This window comes from Stenotrophomonas sp. Ste96 (assembly GCF_024519495.1).
GTDB classification, from domain to species: Bacteria; Pseudomonadota; Gammaproteobacteria; order Xanthomonadales; family Xanthomonadaceae; genus Stenotrophomonas; species Stenotrophomonas bentonitica_A.
In genome coordinates this window covers 89,367-109,145 of the sequence record NZ_JALJRX010000005.1, presented here as the reverse complement: position 1 = coordinate 109,145, position 19,779 = coordinate 89,367, and the positions used below count along the sequence as shown (strand labels likewise).

General features: G+C 67.7%; 21 protein-coding genes, 1 tRNA gene and 1 pseudogene. 17 read left to right on the top strand and 6 right to left on the bottom strand.

Annotation, left to right across the window (positions count from 1 at the left end; genetic code table 11):
* Positions 1-104 precede the first annotated feature (104 nt).
* Positions 105-1,475, bottom strand: a complete 1,371-nt coding sequence (locus tag OC373_RS13665) for a short-chain fatty acyl-CoA regulator family protein (RefSeq protein ID WP_261997949.1) — start codon at positions 1,473-1,475, stop codon at positions 105-107.
* Between the two features lie 111 nt (positions 1,476-1,586).
* Here OC373_RS13665 and OC373_RS13660 point away from each other — a divergent pair, with 111 nt between their 5' ends.
* From OC373_RS13660 to mmsB, 5 genes are read left to right on the top strand one after another with little or no spacing between them, the layout of a single operon-like run.
* The gene (locus OC373_RS13660; RefSeq protein ID WP_261997859.1) at positions 1,587-3,092 is read left to right on the top strand and encodes a CoA-acylating methylmalonate-semialdehyde dehydrogenase; all 1,506 of its coding nucleotides are present in this window, start codon (positions 1,587-1,589) and stop codon (positions 3,090-3,092) included.
* A 25-nt stretch (positions 3,093-3,117) separates the two neighbouring features.
* Positions 3,118-4,284 carry an acyl-CoA dehydrogenase family protein gene (locus OC373_RS13655; RefSeq protein WP_019185505.1) on the top strand — a complete coding sequence of 389 codons (1,167 nt, stop codon included), beginning with the start codon at positions 3,118-3,120 and terminating at the stop codon, positions 4,282-4,284.
* The gene (locus OC373_RS13650) at positions 4,281-5,078 is read left to right on the top strand and encodes an enoyl-CoA hydratase (RefSeq protein ID WP_019185506.1); all 798 of its coding nucleotides are present in this window, start codon (positions 4,281-4,283) and stop codon (positions 5,076-5,078) included. Before OC373_RS13655 ends, OC373_RS13650 begins: the two co-directional genes overlap by 4 nt.
* Complete coding sequence (locus tag OC373_RS13645) at positions 5,075-6,250, top strand: enoyl-CoA hydratase/isomerase family protein (RefSeq protein WP_261997858.1); 1,176 nt, start codon at positions 5,075-5,077, stop codon at positions 6,248-6,250. The genes OC373_RS13650 and OC373_RS13645 overlap by 4 nt, the downstream gene beginning before the upstream one ends.
* The gene (gene mmsB / locus OC373_RS13640; RefSeq protein WP_261997857.1) at positions 6,247-7,137 is read left to right on the top strand and encodes a 3-hydroxyisobutyrate dehydrogenase; all 891 of its coding nucleotides are present in this window, start codon (positions 6,247-6,249) and stop codon (positions 7,135-7,137) included. Before OC373_RS13645 ends, mmsB begins: the two co-directional genes overlap by 4 nt.
* 186 nt (positions 7,138-7,323) lie before the next feature.
* Here the strand turns inward: mmsB and OC373_RS13635 are convergent, their stop codons facing one another.
* Positions 7,324-7,749 (bottom strand): organic hydroperoxide resistance protein, encoded by a 426-nt coding sequence (locus OC373_RS13635; RefSeq protein WP_019185509.1) that lies wholly within the window; start codon positions 7,747-7,749, stop codon positions 7,324-7,326.
* A 110-nt stretch (positions 7,750-7,859) separates the two neighbouring features.
* Here OC373_RS13635 and OC373_RS13630 point away from each other — a divergent pair, with 110 nt between their 5' ends.
* Entirely contained in the window at positions 7,860-8,696 is an 837-nt protein-coding gene (locus OC373_RS13630; protein WP_261997856.1) for an AraC family transcriptional regulator, read from the top strand.
* Between the two features lie 21 nt (positions 8,697-8,717).
* Here the strand turns inward: OC373_RS13630 and OC373_RS13625 are convergent, their stop codons facing one another.
* Positions 8,718-9,674: a cation transporter gene (locus OC373_RS13625; RefSeq protein ID WP_070426418.1), complete on the bottom strand. Its 957-nt coding sequence runs from the start codon at positions 9,672-9,674 to the stop codon at positions 8,718-8,720.
* A 169-nt stretch (positions 9,675-9,843) separates the two neighbouring features.
* Between OC373_RS13625 and dusA the strand changes: the two genes are divergently transcribed.
* The 4 genes from dusA to OC373_RS13605 all read left to right on the top strand — a co-directional run bounded on the left by dusA (position 9,844) and on the right by OC373_RS13605 (position 13,647).
* Positions 9,844-10,860 carry a tRNA dihydrouridine(20/20a) synthase DusA gene (dusA, locus tag OC373_RS13620; RefSeq protein WP_070426419.1) on the top strand — a complete coding sequence of 339 codons (1,017 nt, stop codon included), beginning with the start codon at positions 9,844-9,846 and terminating at the stop codon, positions 10,858-10,860.
* Positions 10,861-11,072: 212 nt separating this feature from the next.
* Positions 11,073-11,441, top strand: coding sequence for a hypothetical protein (locus OC373_RS13615; RefSeq protein WP_046272358.1), 369 nt, complete (start codon positions 11,073-11,075; stop codon positions 11,439-11,441).
* A 77-nt stretch (positions 11,442-11,518) separates the two neighbouring features.
* A complete protein-coding gene (locus OC373_RS13610) occupies positions 11,519-12,202 on the top strand; it encodes a response regulator transcription factor (protein ID WP_019185514.1) in 684 nt (227 codons plus the stop codon).
* 20 nt (positions 12,203-12,222) lie between these two features.
* Entirely contained in the window at positions 12,223-13,647 is a 1,425-nt protein-coding gene (locus tag OC373_RS13605) for a sensor histidine kinase (protein ID WP_019185515.1), read from the top strand.
* 116 nt (positions 13,648-13,763) lie between these two features.
* Here the strand turns inward: OC373_RS13605 and OC373_RS13600 are convergent, their stop codons facing one another.
* On the bottom strand, positions 13,764-14,549 hold the full coding sequence (locus tag OC373_RS13600; protein WP_019185516.1) for a M90 family metallopeptidase: 786 nt from the start codon (positions 14,547-14,549) through the stop codon (positions 13,764-13,766).
* Positions 14,516-14,791 carry a hypothetical protein gene (locus OC373_RS13595; protein WP_026070147.1) on the bottom strand — a complete coding sequence of 92 codons (276 nt, stop codon included), beginning with the start codon at positions 14,789-14,791 and terminating at the stop codon, positions 14,516-14,518. Before OC373_RS13595 ends, OC373_RS13600 begins: the two co-directional genes overlap by 34 nt.
* Before the next feature lie 129 nt (positions 14,792-14,920).
* Between OC373_RS13595 and birA the strand changes: the two genes are divergently transcribed.
* The 7 genes from birA (at position 14,921) to OC373_RS13560 (ending at position 19,360) form a co-directional block, all read left to right on the top strand.
* Entirely contained in the window at positions 14,921-15,886 is a 966-nt protein-coding gene (gene birA, locus OC373_RS13590; RefSeq protein WP_026070148.1) for a bifunctional biotin--[acetyl-CoA-carboxylase] ligase/biotin operon repressor BirA, read from the top strand.
* A complete protein-coding gene (locus OC373_RS13585; RefSeq protein ID WP_261997855.1) occupies positions 15,883-16,620 on the top strand; it encodes a type III pantothenate kinase in 738 nt (245 codons plus the stop codon). The genes birA and OC373_RS13585 overlap by 4 nt, the downstream gene beginning before the upstream one ends.
* 9 nt (positions 16,621-16,629) lie before the next feature.
* Entirely contained in the window at positions 16,630-17,478 is an 849-nt protein-coding gene (locus OC373_RS13580) for an SPOR domain-containing protein (protein WP_261997854.1), read from the top strand.
* Between the two features lie 40 nt (positions 17,479-17,518).
* Positions 17,519-17,594, top strand: a tRNA-Thr gene (locus tag OC373_RS13575).
* Positions 17,595-17,687: 93 nt separating this feature from the next.
* Positions 17,688-18,608 carry an arginase gene (gene rocF / locus OC373_RS13570; protein ID WP_019185521.1) on the top strand — a complete coding sequence of 307 codons (921 nt, stop codon included), beginning with the start codon at positions 17,688-17,690 and terminating at the stop codon, positions 18,606-18,608.
* 191 nt (positions 18,609-18,799) lie between these two features.
* A complete protein-coding gene (locus tag OC373_RS13565) occupies positions 18,800-18,937 on the top strand; it encodes an entericidin A/B family lipoprotein (RefSeq protein WP_019185522.1) in 138 nt (45 codons plus the stop codon).
* A gap of 201 nt (positions 18,938-19,138) precedes the next feature.
* Positions 19,139-19,360, top strand: coding sequence for a CsbD family protein (locus OC373_RS13560; RefSeq protein WP_019185523.1), 222 nt, complete (start codon positions 19,139-19,141; stop codon positions 19,358-19,360).
* 90 nt (positions 19,361-19,450) lie between these two features.
* Here the strand turns inward: OC373_RS13560 and OC373_RS13555 are convergent.
* Positions 19,451-19,779 (bottom strand): annotated as a pseudogene (locus OC373_RS13555) (hypothetical protein); the annotation flags it as partial.

Below are 19,779 nucleotides of genomic sequence, written 5' to 3'. Positions count from 1 at the left end.
GCCCATGACACGTCACATGACCGGTAGAGCCGACCGTTGGTCGGCGGCTCTTCGCGACGGGTCAGCCATTCTGGGCACCGAGGCAAGTCGACCAACGGTCGACGCTACCCACGTCCCGGCAGCTGTGGGAACGCGCGCTGCATGCAGTCTTCGCGCGGGCACACCCGGCAGCCCGGGCCGATCGAGACCGAGTTGCCCGGGCTCTGGATATCCAGACCGCGTGTGTAGATCAACCGCTCGGCATGCTGCAGGTCGCAGCCCAGTGCCACCGCGAAGGTCTTGCGCGGCTGGCCGTGCCCGATCGGGCCGCTGCTCACCTGCCGCGCCAGCCAGAAGTGGCGGCGCCCGTCCGGCATGCGCGCGGTCTGGGTCAGCACGCGGCCTGGCTGGTTGAAGGCTTCGTACACGATCCACAGCGGGCACGAGCCGCCCACCTGTGAGAAGTGGAAGTCGGTGGCCGAGTGCCGCTTGGAGACATTGCCGGCGCGGTCCACGCGGATGAAGAAGAACGGCAGGCCGGGCGCGCTGCGCCGGGCCAGCGTGCTCAAGCGATGGCAGACCGCCTCGAAGCCGACGCCGAAGCGATGGGCAAGCGCATCGATGTCATACGCGCTGTGCTCGGCGGCACGCAGGAACTGCGCGTACGGCATCACCAGCGCGCCGGCGAAGTAGTTGGACATGCCGATCCGCGCCTGGGCGATCTGCTCCGCTTCGCCGAAGCCCGCGCGTGCGATCACCGCATCGATCTGCGCGGCGTAGCCAAGCAGGGCGAGTTCGGCGGCCATCTGGAACGCCTGCTGGCCCGGTTCAAGGTAATCGGGCAGCCACAGGGTGCGGCTGCCGCCATCGTAGACGCGCTTCTCGCGGCCAGCCTGCAGCGGTCCCACTTCCACCAGCACGCCATGGCGGTCGGCCAGCAACTGGCGCAGGCGCGGCGCGACATGCCCGGCCACCAGCCCCCATTCGCTGAACAGCTGCTCGGCCAGGTCGTCCAGCTCGGGGATGTGGTTGTGCATGCGGTTGAAGAAGTCACGTACCTGGTCGCCTGCGGGCAGCGCCTGCCCGGCATGTACATCGCCCAGCTGGAACTCCAGCGCGGCGGCATGCTCGCGCAGCATCAGGTGGCGGCGGTGCAGGTCGAGCAGGGCGCGGCTGATCTGCGGCAGGTTGCCGGCCATGGCGCGCAGCTCGGTGCTGCTGACATCGGCCAGGCCCAGATCGCGCAGGGTCTCGCCCAGCGACTCCTGCAGCGCGCCGGGATCATCGACCTCGAACAGTTCACTGACGTCACCCAGCACCTCGCGCAGCTTGCCCTGCACCGCCGGGGTCAACGGCCGCTTGTTCCGCTCGATCTGGTTCAGGTAGCTGGCCGACAGCCCCAGGGCCTTGGCCAGCGCGAGCTGGCTGTAGCCCCGCTGCTCGCGCAGCTTGAGCAGGCGCAGGCCGATCTGGCGTTGGACGGGCTGGCTATTCACAGAATTCACAAGAATCGTAGCGGACATTGGCCAGATTAAGCGCATACAGCCCGGAAATCGAGGGTGGCACTGTGAATAATGCCAACAACTTTCGACCCGCCGGGATTGTCCATGACTGTTGCAGCGCCCCGTATCCGCATGTTGATCGATGGCCAGTTCATCGAATCGGCCAGCTCGCATTGGCAGAACGTGGTCAATCCGGCCACCCAGGACGTCCTGGCCCAGGTCCCGTTTGCCACCCCCGGCGAAGTCGACGCCGCCGTCGCCTCGGCCAAGGAAGCGTTCAAGACCTGGCGCAAGACCCCGATCGGCACCCGTGCGCGCATCTTCCTGAAGTACCAGCAGCTGATCCGCGAGAACATGAGCGAGCTGGCCCACATCCTCAGCGCCGAGCAGGGCAAGACCGTGCCGGATGCCGAAGGTGATGTGTTCCGCGGCCTGGAAGTGGTCGAGCACGCCGCCGCGATCGGCAACCTGCAGCTGGGCGAGCTGGCCAACAACGTGGCCAACGGCGTGGACACCTACACCCTGCTGCAGCCGCTGGGTGTCTGCGCGGGCATCACCCCGTTCAACTTCCCGGCGATGATTCCGCTGTGGATGTTCCCGATGGCGATCGCCACCGGCAATACCTTCATCCTCAAGCCGTCCGAACAGGACCCGATGGTCACCATGCGCCTGGTTGAACTGGCGCTGGAAGCCGGCATCCCCAAGGGCGTGCTGAATGTCGTGCACGGTGGCGAAGACGTGGTCAACGCGATCTGCGATCACCCGGACATCAAGGCCGTTTCGTTCGTCGGTTCCACCCGCGTCGGCACCCACGTGTACAACCGTGCCTCGCTGGCCGGCAAGCGCGTGCAGTGCATGATGGGCGCCAAGAACCACGCCGTGGTGCTGCCGGACGCCAACAAGGAACAGAGCCTCAACGCGATGGTCGGTGCCGCCTTTGGTGCGGCCGGCCAGCGCTGCATGGCCGCCTCCACCCTGGTGCTGGTCGGCGAAGCGCGCGATTGGGTGCCGGACCTGGTGGCCAAGGCCAAGACGCTGAAGGTCAGCGGTGGCAGCGTGGCCGGTACCGATGTCGGCCCGGTGATCTCCTGCGCCGCGCGTGAGCGTGTCGAAGGCCTGATCGCCTCGGGCGTGGAGCAGGGCGCCAAGCTGGTGCTCGACGGCCGCAATCCGCAGGTCGATGGGTTCGAGAAGGGCAACTTCGTTGGCCCGACCATCTTCGCCGGCGTCAAGCCGGGCATGCGCGTGTACGACGAGGAAATCTTCGGGCCGGTGCTGGTGATCCTGGAAGCGGACACGCTGGAAGACGCCATCGAACTGATCAACGCCAACCCGAACGGCAACGGCACCGCGCTGTTCACCCAGTCCGGCGCGGCCGCCCGCAAGTTCCAGGAAGACATCGACGTCGGCCAGGTCGGCATCAACGTGCCGATCCCGGTGCCGGTGCCGCTGTTCTCGTTCACCGGCTCGCGCGCTTCCAAGCTCGGCGACCTGGGCCCGTACGGCAAGCAGGTGGTGATGTTCTACACCCAGACCAAGACGATCACCTCGCGCTGGTTCGATGACGAGACGCTGGGTCATGGCGTCAACACCACCATCAGCCTGAAGTAAGCACCAGCAACAACGGAGTTCGACCATGAGCCACTCGATGACGACGGAACTCGACGAAGCGCAGCAGGCCTATAGAGAGGCAGCGCGTGACTTCGCCCAGGCCGAACTGGCGCCGCACGCCGCGCGATGGGATGCGGAGGGCATCTTTCCGCGCGAGGCGATCGCCAAGGCAGGGGAACTCGGGTTCTGTGGGTTGTACATGGACCCCGAGGTCGGCGGCAGCGGCTTGAGCCGTCTGGACGCCGCCGTCGTCATCGAGGAGCTCGCCAATGTGGACCCGTCCACGGCGGCCTATGTCAGCATCCACAACATGGCGTCGTGGATGGTGGCCAAATGGGGCCAGGAGAGCCTGCGTGCCGAATGGGGCGCAGACTTGTCGTCCGGCATCAAGCTGGCCTCGTACTGCCTGACCGAGCCGGGGGCCGGCTCGGACGCGGCCTCGCTGAAGACCAGCGCGGTGCGTGATGGCGACCACTACGTGCTCAACGGTTCCAAGGCCTTCATCTCCGGCGCCGGTGCCACCGAGCTGCTGGTGGTGATGGCGCGCACCGGCGGCGCCGGGGCCGGTGGTATCAGCGCGATCGCGGTGCCGGCCGATCTGCCCGGCATCAGCTATGGCCGCAAGGAAGAGAAGATGGGCTGGAACAGCCAGCCGACCCGTGGCATCACGTTCGAGAATGTACGCGTGCCGGTCAGCCATCTGCTCGGCGAGGAAGGCAGTGGCTTCAAGCTGGCCATGAAGGGCCTGGACGGCGGCCGCATCAACATCGCCGCGTGCTCGCTGGGCGCGGCCCAGGGCGCCGTGGATGCCGCCCGCCGCTATATGGGCGAGCGCCGCCAGTTCGGCAAGGCGCTGTCCGAGTTCCAGGCGCTGCAGTTCAAGCTGGCCGACATGGCCACCCAGCTGGTCGCCGCACGGCAGATGGTGCACACCGCCGCGCGCAAGCTCGACGCCGGCGCCAGCGATGCCAATGTGTGGTGCGCGATGGCCAAGCGCTTCGCCACCGATGCCGGTTTCAACATCTGCAACGACGCGCTGCAGATCCACGGCGGCTACGGCTATATCCGTGAATACCCGATCGAACGGCTGCTGCGCGATTCGCGCGTGCACCAGATCCTGGAGGGCACCAACGAGATCATGCGTGTGATCGTGGCCCGCCACCTGCTCAACACTGAAGAGGAACTGCGATGATGGAGTGGCGCCAGCATGATCACGTCGGCCTGAAGGTCGAGGCCGATGGCCACGTCGCGGTCATCACCCTCGATAACCCGCCGGCGCATACCTGGACCGTGCACAGCCTCTCGGCGCTGCGCGATCTGGTCGGTGCGCTCAATGCGGACCGCGATATCTACGCGCTGGTGATCACCGGCGATGGCGAGAAGTTTTTCTCGGCCGGTGCCGACCTCAAGCAGTTCGCCTCCGGCGACAAGGCCGCCGCACGCGAAGCCGCACGTCGCTTCGGCGAAGCCTTTGAAGCGCTGTCCGGTTTCCGTGGTGTCTCCATCGCGGCGATCAACGGCTACGCGATGGGCGGCGGTCTGGAATGCGCGCTGGCCTGCGACCTGCGCATCATCGAAGAACACGCCCAGGTGGCCCTGCCGGAGGCCACCGTCGGCCTGCTGCCGTGCGCCGGCGGCACCCAGAACCTGCCGCGCCTGGTGGGCGAAGGCTGGGCCAAGCGCATGATATTGCTGGGCGAGCGCATCGATGCGGACACCGCACTGCGTATCGGCCTGGTGGAAGAAAAGGTCGCCAAGGGCGAAGCCAAGGCACTGGCGCTGGCGTGGGCGCACAAGGCGGGCAAGCAGAGCCCGACCAGCATCGCCGCGTGCAAGACGCTGGTGCAGGCCACCCGCACCGGCACCCACGCCTCGGCGCTGGTGGCCGAGCGCGAGGCCTTCGTTGATCTGTTCGACAGCGCCGACCAGGCCGAAGGCGTGAATGCCTTCCTGGAAAAGCGCGCCGCGCAGTGGAAGAACGCATGAGCACCGCCGTCGTCAACGACGAGGCGCCGGTGCTGTTCGAAGAGCGCGCCGCCGCCAACGGCACGCGCATCGGCATCGCCACGCTCAATGCCCCGCGCACGCTCAACGGGTTCTCGCTGCCGATGGCGCACCTGCTGCGCGAGCGGCTGGAGGCCTGGGCCGTTGATGACGGCATCGCGCTGGTCGTGCTGCAGGGCGCCGGCGAAAAAGCCTTCTGCGCCGGCGGCGACCTGCACAGCCTGTATCGCAGCATGGTCGAGTACCGCGACAGCGGGAAGACCGATATCCGCGACAACGCCTACGCGGCCGAATTCTTCGACGTCGAGTACCGCGTCGACTACGCGATCCACACCTATCCCAAGCCGATCCTGTGCTGGGGCCATGGCATCGTGATGGGCGGTGGCATCGGCCTGATGTCCGGGGCCAGCCACCGGGTGGTCAGCGAGCGCTCCAGGCTGGCGTTCCCGGAGATCACCGTGGGCCTGTTCCCGGACGTGGGCGGCAGCTGGCTGCTGCCGCGCGTACCCGGCCACGGCGGGCTGTTCTTGGCCCTGACCGGTGCGCCGCTCAACGCCGGCGATGCGATCTATGCCGGCCTGGCCGATATCCACATCGCCGAGGCACAGCGCGAGACTGTGTTCAACGCGCTGGCGGACGTGCACTGGAGCCGCGAGGCCAAGCGCAACCATGAGCAACTGACCGCGCTGCTGCAGCAGCATGCCAGCGACGCTGCCACCGGCCCGCTGCTGCGCAATGCCACCACCGTGGACGCGCTGTGCGCCGGTGACGACGTTGGTGCGATCGTCGAGGCGATTCTTGCGCTGGAAACGGACGATGCCTGGCTGAGCACTGCGAAAGCCACACTTGCCGCCGGTGCGCCCGGCTCGGCGCGGCTCGCGTTCGAGCTGCAGCGCCTGGCCGAGGGTGCCTCGCTGGCCGAGGTCTACCGCATCGAATACATCGCAGCCCTGCATGCGGCCGCCCATGGCGACTTCGCCGAAGGCATCCGCGCACTGCTGATCGACAAGGACCGCACCCCGCAGTGGCAGCCGCGCACGCTGGCCGAAGCCACGGCCGAGTGGGCCCGCACCTTCTTCGTTTCGCCGTGGTCCGATGCCGCGCATCCGCTGGCCGACCTCGGTGCCACCGTCCCTGAAAGGAGCCACGCATGAGCCGTATTGCATTCATCGGGTTGGGCAACATGGGTGGCCCGATGGCCGCCAACCTGGCCAAGGCCGGCCACGCGGTGCGGGTGTTCGACCTGGTGCCCGCCGCCGTGCAGGCCGCCGTCGATGCCGGCGCCACCGCCGCCAGCTCGGCACTGGATACGCTGACCGGGGCCGAGATCGTCATCTCGATGCTGCCGGCCAGCCGCCACGTCGAAGGCGTCTACCTCGGTGACGACGGCCTGCTGGCCGATATCCCCGGCGGCGCGCTGGTCATCGACTGCAGCACCATCGCGCCGGCCACCGCCCGCAAGGTCGCAGAAGCGGCCGCGGCACGTGGCCTGCAGATGCTGGACGCCCCGGTCTCCGGCGGCACTGCCGGTGCCCAGGCCGGCACCCTGACCTTCATCGTCGGTGGTGAAGCCGAGGCCCTGGAGCGCGCGCGCCCGCTGCTGCAGGCGATGGGCAAGAACATCTTCCATGTCGGCGCGAGCGGTGCCGGCCAGGTCGCCAAGCTGTGCAACAACATGGCGCTGGGCGTGATCATGGCGGTGACCGGTGAGTCGATAGCGCTGGGCGTCGCGCACGGGCTGGACCCGAAGGTGCTCTCGCAGATGATGGCGGTCAGTACGGGCCGCAGCTGGGCGACCGAAATGTGCAACCCGTGGCCCGGCGTGCTCGAAAACGCCCCGGCTTCGCGCGGCTACAGCGGCGGCTTCGGCAGCGACCTGATGCTCAAGGACATGGGCCTGGCGGTGGAAGCGGCGATGAGCGTCGGCGCCTCGATCCCGCTGGGCGAGCTGGCCCGCAACCTGTATTCGATGAATCACCAGGCCGGTCGCGGCAAGCTGGATTTCTCCAGCGTGGTGCAGCTGATCACGCACGACAAGTAGCGGGTAGTGCCGGCCGCTGGCCGGCAACGTCACTATCGACACCGGCGACATCCGGCTTCACCGGTATGCAACGACCGTTGGTCTTTGCAACAGAACAAGATGCATCCCATGGGTACGCCCACGGGATCCACCGCGGTGGGATGGGCGGTTGCCAGACGATCAAGTCAGGCAGCCGCCCATTTTTTTTCAGACCACCGTCAGCGTCACGTCGATGTTGCCGCGGGTCGCGTTGGAGTACGGGCACACGATGTGGGCCTTCTGCACCAGTTCTTCGACCTGCTCGCGCGGCAGGCCCGGAACCGAGATCTCCAGCGCCACTTCGATGCCGAAGCCGGTCGGGATCTGGCCGATGCCGACCTTGCCGGTGATCTGCGTTTCAGCCGGCAGAGCGACCTTGGCCTGGCCGGCCACATACTTCAGCGCGCCCAGGAAGCAGGCCGAGTAACCGGCGGCGAACAGCTGTTCCGGGTTGGTGCCCGGGCCGCCCGCACCGCCCAGCTCGCGCGGGGTGGAGAGCTGGATGTCCAGCACGTTGTCGGAAGAGACGGCGCGGCCGTCGCGGCCGCCGTTGGCAGTGGCCTGGGCGGTGTACAGAACGTTGGCAATGGACATGGGAATCTCCTGCGGAGTGAAAGGGGTGGGCCAGATGGCAGGTGTACTTTGCGCGCCTGAGCCGTACTTATGGCAACATTTCGTCCAGAAAACTTGATCTGGAGTCCGCCATGGTCGACCGACTGCAATCCCTGCTGGACCGTTTCGCGGTCTCTGCCGAAGTCTTCCACGCCGGCGCGCTGTGCGGCATCAACGATTTGCCGGGCGATGGCGAGCGTGGCCAGCTGCATCTGATCCGCGAGGGCGATGTGCGCGTCGAGCACCCGGACGGCAGCACGCTGCAGATCACCACGCCCAGCGTACTGCTGTACCCGCGCCCGCTCGCGCACCGCTTCGTCACCGATGCCACCCGGGGGGCCGACTTTGCCTGCGCCAACCTGCAGTTCGAAGGCGGCGCCAACAATCCGGTCGCCGCTGCACTGCCGCCGGTCGTCTGCCTGCCGCTGGACGGCCTGTATGGCGGCCAGCCGGTGCTGTCGCTGTTGTTCGAAGAAGCCTTCGCGCAGCGCTGTGGCCGCCAGGCGCTGCTGGATCGCCTGTTTGAAGTGGTGGTGATCCAGATCCTGCGCGCGCTGATGGAGAGTGGCCAGATCCGCGTCGGCCTGCTGGCCGGCATGGCCCATCCGCGCCTGCGCCACGCGCTGGTGGCCATGCATGAAGCACCCGCCGACGAGTGGACGCTGGAGTCGCTCGCGCAGCGCGCCGGCATGTCACGCAGCGCCTTCGCCGACAGCTTCCGCGACACCATCGGCAGCACGCCCGGGCACTATCTGCAGGGCTGGCGCACTCGCCTGGTACAGCAGGCGCTACGCCGCGGCCATCCGCTCAAGCGCATCGCCATCGATGTGGGCTACGGTAGCGAAGCCGCGTTGTCGCGCGCGTTCAAGGCGCAGACCGGGCAGTCGCCACGGCAGTGGAAGCAGGGCAGTGTGGCCACCGAGCGATAACGCGACGCACGCCGGTCCCGCTCAGATCGCCCACTCCCGATCCGTGGTGAACATGATGGTCAGCCAGCGGTCCGGCGACTCCTCACCCAGCGCCTCGCCGATCTCGTCGCGCAACCGGTCCCACTCGATCAGCGCCCGCGGCGGATCATCGGCGCGCACCACGAAGAACAGTTCGATCTGCTCACCGCGCCCGACCTTGGCCACGTAGCTGCGGTACTCCAGGAAACCGTGCCGGGCCACGATATCGCGCGCAACCTCATCGACATGCGTCTGCAGATCCAGCGGCGTGATCAGCAGAATGTCCGACAGTGCCTGCCGCACCGTGCCCATCGGCGCCACCACTACGAACAGGCAGACCACCAGCAGGATCGCCGGATCGATGTACGGCACCAGCCACGCCCACGGCGTGCCGCCCAGCACATAGCCGCCGACGAAGGCGACCAGATACGCCGCCGACATGCTGGCTGCGACGACCCAGTTCTTCGCATCCAGGGCAATGAAGTCCGAGCCGATCGACCGGTTCGCCCGGCGCACGAACAGCGCCAGGCCGGTTTCGGCCACGATCGAAATCACCGCGAACAGGATCGCCGGCCCCAGCGCGATCTCACGCCCGCCGGACATCAGGGCATCCACCGCATTGACCGCGGCATACAGCGCCGCGCCGATCATCAACGTGCCGCTGACCCCGAGCACGATCGGTTCCAGGTGCCAGAAGCCCATGGTGAAGCGCTGGTTCAAGCGCGACTGCAGGGTATCGACGTGGGTCGACAGGCTGATCAGGCGCACCACCAGCAGCGACAGCCAGGTCATCACGACGTCGATCAGCCCGTAGATGCCATCGAAGATGATCAGCGAGGAGTTGGCCAACAGCCCGAACGCCACGGCCGCGGCGGCCATCGCCAGGGAGGCGGCGATCGACAGGCGCAGGACGCCTTGCTCGGTGGTGGGGTCGAAACTGGGCAGACGGAGTGCGGGCATGGATGCCTGGGAGGGACGTGCAGGGCTGCATTGTCTACCGCCGTCGTTGCAGGCGGGTACTCCGCGCGCGATCCGGCCGCCGGCTGCACTCTCGGGCAGCGTTCATGGGAAGGGGGTAAACTATTGATTGCGCTGGCATTGCCAGTGAATCCAGACAGCCCCGCGCCCCATGACCCAGCCGATCACCGACGCCGCCGCGCGTTACGCCGCCTCCCTGCGCCTGTCCGTCGCCCCGATGATGGACTGGACGGACCGCCACTGCCGGTACTTCCATCGGTTGCTGGCACCGGGCGCACGGCTGTACACCGAGATGGTGCACGCCAACGCCGTGATCCATGGCGACCGCGAGCGCCTGCTCGGCTTCGACGGCAGCGAGCATCCGCTGGCCCTGCAGCTGGGCGGCAGCGATCCGGCCCTGCTGGCCCAGGCGGCGCGTATCGCGCAGGAATGGGGCTACGACGAGGTCAACCTCAACTGCGGCTGCCCGTCCGACCGCGTGCAGGCCGGCCGCTTCGGTGCCTGCCTGATGCGCGAACCGGCGCTGGTCGCCGAGTGCGTGGGCGCGATGGTTGCCGCGGTGGACATTCCGGTCACGGTGAAATGTCGCTTGGGCGTAGATGACGACAACGACTACGAAAACTTCGTCAACTTCGTCGATCAGTCGGCCAACGCCGGGAGTGCGATGTTCGTGGTACATGCCCGCAACGCGTGGCTGAAGGGCCTGTCGCCGAAGGAAAACCGCGAAGTGCCGCCGCTGCGGTACGACTGGGCGCACCGCCTCAAGACCGACCGCCCGCAGCTGCAGATCGTCCTCAACGGCGGCTTGGCCACGGTCGAGGCAGCGCAGGCCCAGCTGCCGGCCCTGGACGGGGTGATGCTGGGCCGTGCGGCCTACCACGATCCCTACGTGCTGCATCAGCTCGAGGCCGCCCAGACCGGCGCCGCGCTGCAACCTCGCGAAGCCCTGCTGCGCGCGATGCAGCCCTACATCGAGGCCCGGCTGGCCAGCGGGCTGGCGCTCAAGCACATCACCCGCCACCTGCTGGGCCTATTCCACGGGCAGCCCGGTGGGCGCGCCTTCCGCCAGATCCTGAGCGAGGGCTCACACCGGGTCGGGGCCGACTGGAGCCTGATCGAGCAGGCGCTGGCAGTGACCCGGGCGCAGGCCGAACGCGTCGCCGCGTGAGCCGCGTCACCTTGTCGGCTTGACAAGCATCCCGCTTTGACCGCCAATGTTCACTTATATGAACGGCGCGGGGAGGCAGCTGGAAAAGTTCAGATCGGATTCACTGGCTAAAACCAAGAATTCGCTAAAGATTCGTAAAGCGCCGGCCCAGGCTGGCGGTTGCCGATTCACAACTTTTGAACGTTTAGCCGCGCTCCGCTAGGATCAGACCGATGTTCTCCGTGACCCGCCACCGCCGCATTGCCGCCTTCGCCCTGTTGGCGACGGGCGCCGCTGCCTCCAGCAGTGCGTGGGCACAGATGCCACCGCCGGAAGCGGCCCGTGCCGAGATGATGCGCACGGCCGAACGTGGTGGCCCGCAGGAGCGCTCGCTGTCCGACGCGGTGCGTCGGGTGCAACGTACTACCGGTGGACACATCCTCGGCGCCGAACGCGTGCCCTTCGATGGGCGCGATATCAACCGGGTGAAGTACATGGACGATCGCGGTCGCGTCCGCTATATGGACGATCCGGCGACATCGCGTTCACAGCCCCGCACGCCGCGCTCGGATATGTCATCACTACGCGGCGATAACCCCTGAACAGGGATAGTTGTCCGCAGTCATCTGCATTACCCACTGGCCCCATGGGGCCATACCCAGGACACTAGGGAGAGTTCATGCGTATCCTTCTGGTCGAAGACGAAGCCCCGCTGCGGGAAACACTGGCAGCCCGGCTCAAGCGCGAAGGCTTTGCCGTCGATGCTGCGCAGGACGGTGAGGAAGGTCTGTACATGGGCCGCGAAGTACCGTTCGACGTCGGCATCATCGATCTGGGCCTGCCCAAGATGTCGGGCATGGAACTGATCAAGGCGCTGCGCGACGAGGGCAAGAAGTTCCCCGTGCTCATCCTGACCGCGCGCTCAAGCTGGCAGGACAAGGTCGAGGGCCTCAAGCAGGGCGCCGACGATTACCTGGTCAAGCCGTTCCACGTGGAAGAGCTGCTGGCCCGCGTCAATGCGCTGCTGCGCCGCGCTGCCGGCTGGAGCAAGCCGACGCTGGAATGCGGCCCGGTCGCGCTGGATCTTGCCGCGCAGACGGTCAGCGTCAACGGCAGCAATGTGGACCTCACCAGCTACGAGTACAAAGTGCTCGAGTACCTGATGATGCATGCCGGTGAACTGGTCTCCAAGGCCGATCTCACCGAACACATCTACCAGCAGGATTTCGACCGCGACTCGAACGTGCTGGAGGTCTTCATCGGCCGCCTGCGCAAGAAGCTCGATGCCGACGGCGAACTCAAGCCGATCGAAACCGTGCGTGGCCGCGGTTACCGCTTCGCCATTCCGCGCAACGAAGGCTGAGCTGCGGCTGGCGATAGATGATGTCCGGCCGTCTGTGGTTCTTTAAACGCTGGCGGCCGCGCTCACTGCAGGCGCGCCAGCTGCTGGCCGCCTCGGTGGGCCTGGTGGCCTTCCTGGCCCTGGCCGGCTACGCGCTGGACGCCGCCTTCGCCGATACCGCGAAGGCCAACCTGCGCGAGCGCCTCAAGAACTACGCCACCGCCTACGCGGCCGGCATCGACTTCACCCGCGACCGCTCGCTGTACATCCGCGAGCAGCCACCGGATCCGCGCTTTGATGTTCCCGGCAGCGGCCTCTATCTGCAGGTCGTGATGCCCGACGGCAAGGGCAACTCCATGTCCGCCGAAGGCCCCATGCTGCCCACCGTGGGCGGCGGCATGCTGGCCCCGCGCCAGGAAGTCTTCGAAGGCCCGTTGCCGATGATCCAGATCGACGGCAGCGAGGGCTCGGCCTACCGCTATGGCATGGGCCTGGTCTGGGATGCCGACGCCGACCCAGCCACCGAATTCCCGTACACGATCTACGTGCTCGAAGACTCGCGCGCGCTCGGCGCGCAGCTGCGCGTGTTCCGCGGGCGGGTGTGGTTCTACCTGGGTGGCATCGGTCTGATCCTGCTGTTGCTGCAGACCGTGATTCTGCAATGGAGCCTGCGCCCGATGCGGCGCGTGATCAACGAACTGACCAAGGTCCAGCGCGGCGAAACCGAGCGCATGAGCGAACGCCATCCGCGCGAGCTGGAGCCGCTGACCGACAGCATCAACGCCTTCATCGAGAGCGAGCGCGAGAACCTCGAGCGCCAGCGCAACACCCTGGCCGATCTCGCGCACAGCCTGAAGACACCGCTCGCGGTGTTGCGCACGCAGCTCGACAGTGGCGCGCGCGATGAGGATCTGCGCGAAGAATTCGACGTGCAGCTGCGGCGCATGAACAACCTGGTGTCCTACCAGCTGGCGCGCGCGGCGTCGTCCGGCCACAAGCTGTTCTCCGCGCCGTTGCCGATCGAATCCAACGCCGAAGAAATCGTGCGTGGCCTGGAGAAGGTGTATGCCTCGAAGGGCGTGCTGTGCGAATTCGACATCGATCCGGCCGCGCGTTTCCATGGCGAGCCTGGTGACCTGCAGGAGCTGCTCGGCAACCTGCTGGAGAACGCCTTCAAGTGGGCCAAGCGCCGCGTGCTGCTGACCGCGCATCCGTTGCCGGCGCCCGGTGCGCGTCGCGCAGGCCTGGTGCTTTCGGTGGACGATGATGGCCCGGGCATCGCACCGGAAGACATCGCCAAGGTGCTGCAGCGTGGCGTGCGTGGCGATGAGCGCGTGCAGGGCCACGGCATCGGCCTGTCGATCGTGCAGGACCTGATCAAGGATTACCGTGGCGAACTGCAGGTGACGCGTTCGCCGGAACTGGGTGGCGCGCGCTTTGAAGTGAAGCTGCCGCCTGGGCCGTAACGGCCGTACCGACCAGCGGTCGGTACCTACCCGTGGTCTGCAGGGTGCATCATCGATCTGGATCGCCCGGCATTTCCAAGGCGCTGGCAGCCCACGACCGTTGGTCGTGGCGCGCCTCACCGCATCAGCGGTGACGGTCCATAGAACCGCTGCAGATGCCCGGCCACCGCCGGCATCTCACGCGCCAGCAGCGCCGGTGCGGAGAAGTGGTACTCGCTGACCACCGCGAAGAATTCTTCCGGCGCCTCGGACGCGTAGGGGTCGATCAACGTCTGCCGACCACTGTCCACCTCGGCGCAGAACGTGTCGTAGGCCTGCTGGAAATCCGCTGCCCATTGCGTCTGCCACGCCCGCGGCAACGGCGGCGTGCCGTCGATCGCCCCGTCCAGCGCATCGATCTTGTGCGCCATCTCATGCACCGCCACGCAGAACCCGGCCTCGGGATCGGCGATGTCGGCCTGGATGTCGGCCCAGGAGAGAATCAGCGGACCGCTGTCCCAGGATTCCCCGATCAGTGCGTCGTCCCATTCGTGCAGCACGCCGGCGGCATCCACATGGCTGCGGTGCACGCGGAACGCGTCGGGATAGACGATCAGCTGCGACCAGCCACGCAGGCCGATTTCGCCCAGTTCCAGCAACGGCAGGCAGCACAGCGCGGCCAACAGCACGCCGTCGGCCTCATCGAGCTGCAGTTCGGCGGCCGGGCTGATCGTCTTCTCGTGCAGGAAGCGGGCGGCGAGGGCGCGCAGGCGCTCGCGGCGGGCTGGGTCCAGCTGCTGCAGCCACGCGGCGCGGCGGCAGGTGCGGTCCCAGAGGGTGGGGTCGATCTCGCGTGGCGTGCGGCGCAGCCAGCCCAACAGTCGTTCGATCAGCGGAACATACCCGGCAGGAAGCTGTGCCATTTCGGCGCACGCAGGCGCGGCAGTACGTCGTCATCGCCACCGCCGCCGGTGCTGGTACCGCTGCTGGCGCTGGGCTTGACGGTGGCCGGGGCGGCGGCCGCCGAGGCCGACGCGGGCGCACTGCGCTCGTTCTCGCTGCCCGAATAGACACACGCGCCGCGGCCCGCCGTGGTGAGCGCATCGGAAGCGTGCGCGGCCAGCGGGGCCATCAGGAGGAGCAGGCAATGGGCGAACGGGCGCATCGTCAACATCCACAGGGCGGGTCAAGTTCTCGATTCTAGCCCGATTCGCCCAAGGGATTGGAAGGCCTCCGGTGGGCGCTGGCGGCGGCTTTCCCGCATACTTTTCCCGTTTACCCGATGGAAGCTGCCGTGGACGACCGCCAACTGCTGGCCAAACTGGGCGCCGGGCGCCTGTCCGGCGACGCGCTGGCGCGCGAACTGGGCCAGACCCGCGCCGCGATTTGGAAGCGGATTCAAGGACTTAGAGCCGCCGGGGTCGATATCGACGGCCGTGCCGGTGACGGCTACCAGCTGCAGCAGCCATTGGACCTGCTGGAGGCTGATGCCATCCAGGCTGCGCTGCCGGGCCCGGTGTCCGCGGAACTGGCCTCGCTGGAGATCGCCTGGTCGGTGGCGTCAACAAACAGTGAATTGTTGCGTTGCAGCGCGCCGGAGCGCGGGGTGGCGGTGCTCCTGGCCGAGCGCCAGACCCGTGGCCGCGGGCGGCGGGGGCGGGTGTGGGCCTCGCCGTTGGCGGCGCATGTCTACCTCTCAGTATTACGCGGCTTTGCCGGTGGCCTGTCGCGGCTGGGCGGGCTCAGCCTGGTCGCCGGTGTCGCGGTGGCCGAAGCACTGCGCGAGGCAGGCTTCGGCGGTGTCGCGCTGAAGTGGCCGAATGACCTGGTCGTCGACGGCCACAAACTCGGTGGCCTGCTGATCGAAGGCGGCGGTGAATTCGCCGGCCCTGCGCGGGCCGTGATCGGGCTTGGCGTCAACGTACGCATGCCGGCCACCTTCGCGGCGGAGATCACCCAGCCGTGGACCGATCTGGACACGCTGTGTGGCGAACAGACCTCGCGCAATGCCGTGGTCGCCCGCATCCTGGCCGCGCTGCTGCCGGCACTGGACGCGTTCGAGCAGCAGGGCCTGGCGCCGTTCCTGGCCCGCTACGCCGCGCTGGACAGCCTGGCCGGGCGCGAGGTGCAGGTGGAAGAAGGCGGCGTCCTGTTTGCCGGCACGGCACTGGGACTGGCCGACGACGGAGCACTGCGCGTGCGTATCGACGGCAGCGAACGGGTTTTCCATGCGGGCGAAGTCAGCGTGAGGGCGCAATGAGCGACTGGTTGTTTGACCTGGGCAATTCGCGCTTCAAGTTCGCGCCACTGCAGGGCGTGCGCGCCGGTGACGTGCAGGCATGGCCGCATGGCGCCGAAGCAATGCCTGCGGTGGCACTGGAGGCGCTGCCCTCGGGCGATACCGCGTATGTCGCCAGCGTCGCAGCGCCGTCGCTGACGGCCGCCATGCTGGATGTGCTGCAGGCCCGCTTCCGCCACGTCCGTGTCGCGCGTACCGAGGCCGAGTACGCCGGTGTGCGGATCGCCTACGCCGACCCCAACCGCTTCGGCGTGGACCGCTACCTGGCACTGCTGGCCGTGGCGGCGCGGGGCCAGGCCGTGCTGATCGCCGGGGTGGGCACCGCGCTCACCATCGATCTGCTCGACGCCGATGGCCAGCATCACGGCGGGCGCATTGCCGCCTCGCCGACCACCATGCGCGAAGCGCTGCATGCGCGCGCCGTGCAGTTGCCGGCCGCAGGCGGTGACTACAGTGAGTTCGCCAACGACACCGCCGATGCGCTGGCCTCCGGCTGTGATGGTGCGGCGGTGGCCTTGATTGAACGCAGCCGCATGCAGGGCGGTGAACGCCTCGGCGCGCTGCCGCATCTGCTGGTGCACGGGGGCGGCGCACCGGCGCTGCTGCCGCTGCTCGGCGATGCCGAGTTCCAGCCCTCGCTGGTGCTTGATGGGCTGGCCCGCTGGGCCGTGCACCAACCGCCGTCGGCAGGCTAGGATCAGCCGATGCTTACCCGTGCCCTGATCGTCGTCCTGGTCATCCTCAACCTCGGTGTCGCGCTGTGGTGGCTGCTGCGCGGTGAACCGGTCAGCGCGCCGCCAGCTTCGCCGGTCGGTGTGGCCCAGCTGGAAGTGCTGCCGGCCACGCAGGCGCCGCCGGCTGCCGCAACGCCGCTGGACGCCGCGCCGGCACTGCAGGACGTCACGCCCGCTTCCGCGCCGGTGGCCCAGCCGCCGGTGCCCACGGCCGCGCCGGCCACCGCCGAGCCAGCCGCCGCCGTGGCTGACACGCCTGCACCGGCGCCCGCCACCAGCGTGCCTGCACCGGCCCCGGTCGCGGCAGCTCCGGTACCGGCATCCACACCCGCTCCGATCACCGCAAGCCCCACGCCCGCCCAATGCGTGAGCCTGGGGCCGTTCGCTGACCGTGCTGCCGCCCAGGCCGCCCAGTCACGCGCCGGGGGAGCCCTGCGTGGGGCCAGGCTGCGCGAGGTCGCCGATGCCGGCGCCACCCGTTACCGCGTCCTGCTGCCGCCCGCTGCCAGTCGTGAAGAAGCGCAGGCCACGGTCAAACGCATCGTCGCGGCCGGGGTGAGTGATTACTACATCATTGCCCAGGGCGAAGAGGCCAATGCCATCGCGCTGGGCCAGTACCGCAACCGGGAAGGTGCGGACCGCCGCCTGGCGGCCCTGAGCGCGGCCGGCTTCAAGGCGACCATGGTCGCCAGCGGGGGCGATGGCAGCGCACAGTGGTGGCTGGATGCGACCCTGGCCGATGGCACCGGCGCCGCCGCGGTCCGCCAGCGCACCGGTGCGGCCCAGCAACGCTCGCTGGAATGCGCGCGCTTGCGCTAGAATCCCGGCTCCGCGACGGTCCTCCCGCCGCGATGCCCATGCCGGCATAGCTCAGTTGGTAGAGCAACCGCCTTGTAAGCGGTAGGTCCCCAGTTCGAATCCGGGTGCCGGCACCATTGATGCACAGTCGATGACGACTGCTGCAGCGCCGCGAGTCGTATCACGCCGCGCTGGCTATGCTGGTCCTCTTTGCAATGGAGGCAACAGCGATGGCGATGTATTCCCCGGTGTCCCTGATTGGCGTGCCCACCGATATCGGTGCGGGCCACCGTGGCGCAGGACTGGGACCGGACGCCCTGCGCATCGCGGGCCTGGGTGACGCGCTCACCGCGCGCGGCGTGGAGGTGCGCGACCTCGGCAACCTGGATGGCCCGCGCAACCCGTGGACGGCGCCGGTGCAGGGCTACCGCCATCTGGACGAGGTGGTGGCCTGGAACCGCGCGCTGATGGAGGCGACCTACACCGAACTGCAGGCCGGCCGCATGCCGATCATGCTCGGTGGCGACCACTGCCTGGGGATCGGTTCGATCACCGCGGTCGCGCGCTGGTGCCGCGAGCAGGGCAAGGACCTGCGCGTGCTGTGGCTGGATGCGCATTCGGATTTCAACACCAGCGAGGTCACGCCCTCGGGCAACGTGCACGGCATGCCGGTGGCCTGCCTGTGCGGGCTGGGCCCGGACGCGCTGACCCGCCTCGGTGGTGATGCCCCGGCGATCCGCCCGCAGCAGGTACACCAGATCGGCATCCGCTCGGTGGACCAGGAAGAGAAGCGGCTGATCAAGCAGCACCAGGTGGATGTCTACGACATGCGCTACATCGACGAAGCCGGCATGAAGCGCACCATGGAGGCGGCGCTGGCCGGCATCGATGCCAACACGCACCTGCACGTCAGCTTCGACGTGGACTTCCTGGACCCCAGCATCGCGCCGGGCGTGGGCACGACGGTGCCGGGCGGGGTCAACTACCGCGAAGCGCAGCTGGTGATGGAGATGATCGCCGACACCGGGCGCATGGGCTCGCTGGACATCGTCGAGCTGAATCCGCTGCTGGACAACCGCAACGCCACCGCCGAACTGGCCGTCGATCTGGTCGAAAGCCTGTTCGGAAAATCGACGCTGATGCGCGATTGAGCAAGGCTGGCTGAACCGTATTTGCGTGCATTCACATCCGCTGCACGCCTCTCCCGCCAGATTGCACTTCACGCGGCGCCGTGTGGTTGAACCCACGGCACTGCAGGTCGGGAAGGGGAGCTGCGCTGGCGTGCTCTTCTGACAGGCGGGACCGGATTTCGGTATTGAATTTGAACAACCAGGAGAACCCCATGAAGCGTGTTATCGCACTGATGCTGTTGTCGATGTTCTCGGTGGCCATGCTGTCCGGCTGCAACACCGTTGCCGGTGCCGGCAAGGACGTGCAGAAGGCCGGTGAAACGGTCGAAGGCGCTGCCAAGGGCAACTGATCCAACCGATCAGTCGTCAACGAAAAAGGCCGGGATTTCCCGGCCTTTTTCATGTCCGCCAAATGGCGGCGCAACGCGTGCAGTGGTGAATCATTCAAGCTCGTGAGCGTGCGTTTCATCGCTGCTTGACCGCGCGGCAACGCGACCACGCGCATTCTGGACCTACGGCGAGATGGCCGTTGCAATCAAGGATGCGAACCCATGAACAAAGACATCATTTCCGGCAAGTGGACGCAGCTCAAGGGCAAGGCGCAGGCCAAGTGGGGCGACCTGACCGACGACGATTTCAAGGTGGCCGAAGGCAATGCCGAGTACCTGGCAGGGCGCCTGCAGGAACGCTATGGCTGGGCACGCGACCGTGCTGAAACCGAAGTCCGCGACTTCGAAGCGGCCATGCGCAAGGATTATCCGGATTACCACTGAGTGGTGATCCATGACGACGGCGCCGCCGTCGGGGGTTGAAACCGGAACGGGCCGCGAAAGCGGCCCGTTTTCTGTGAGGCACCTGCGCGATCAGCGGCGGCGCTGCGGCGGGGGATCGGGCACGTATTGGCCCGGGAAGGCCTGCGGCTCGTCGCGCACCGGCGCGCGTGACCTTGGAATGATCCCGCGTGCCACCAGATTGCGCTCGCTGTCGTAACGCACCTGCACCTGCTGCGTCGGAAAGGCCGTGTCGCGTTCGAACGCGGTGTTGCGGACCCGCGACGGCTCGCGCTGGCCGTGGCCGGTGCCCAGTTGCGGTGCCGGGGCGGTGGAACCGGTCACCCGCACACGCTCCGTCGTCGAGGAGCGTGCCTGTGGGCGTGCCCTGGCATCGGCGGAGTCGGCCACGGCGGGGGGGG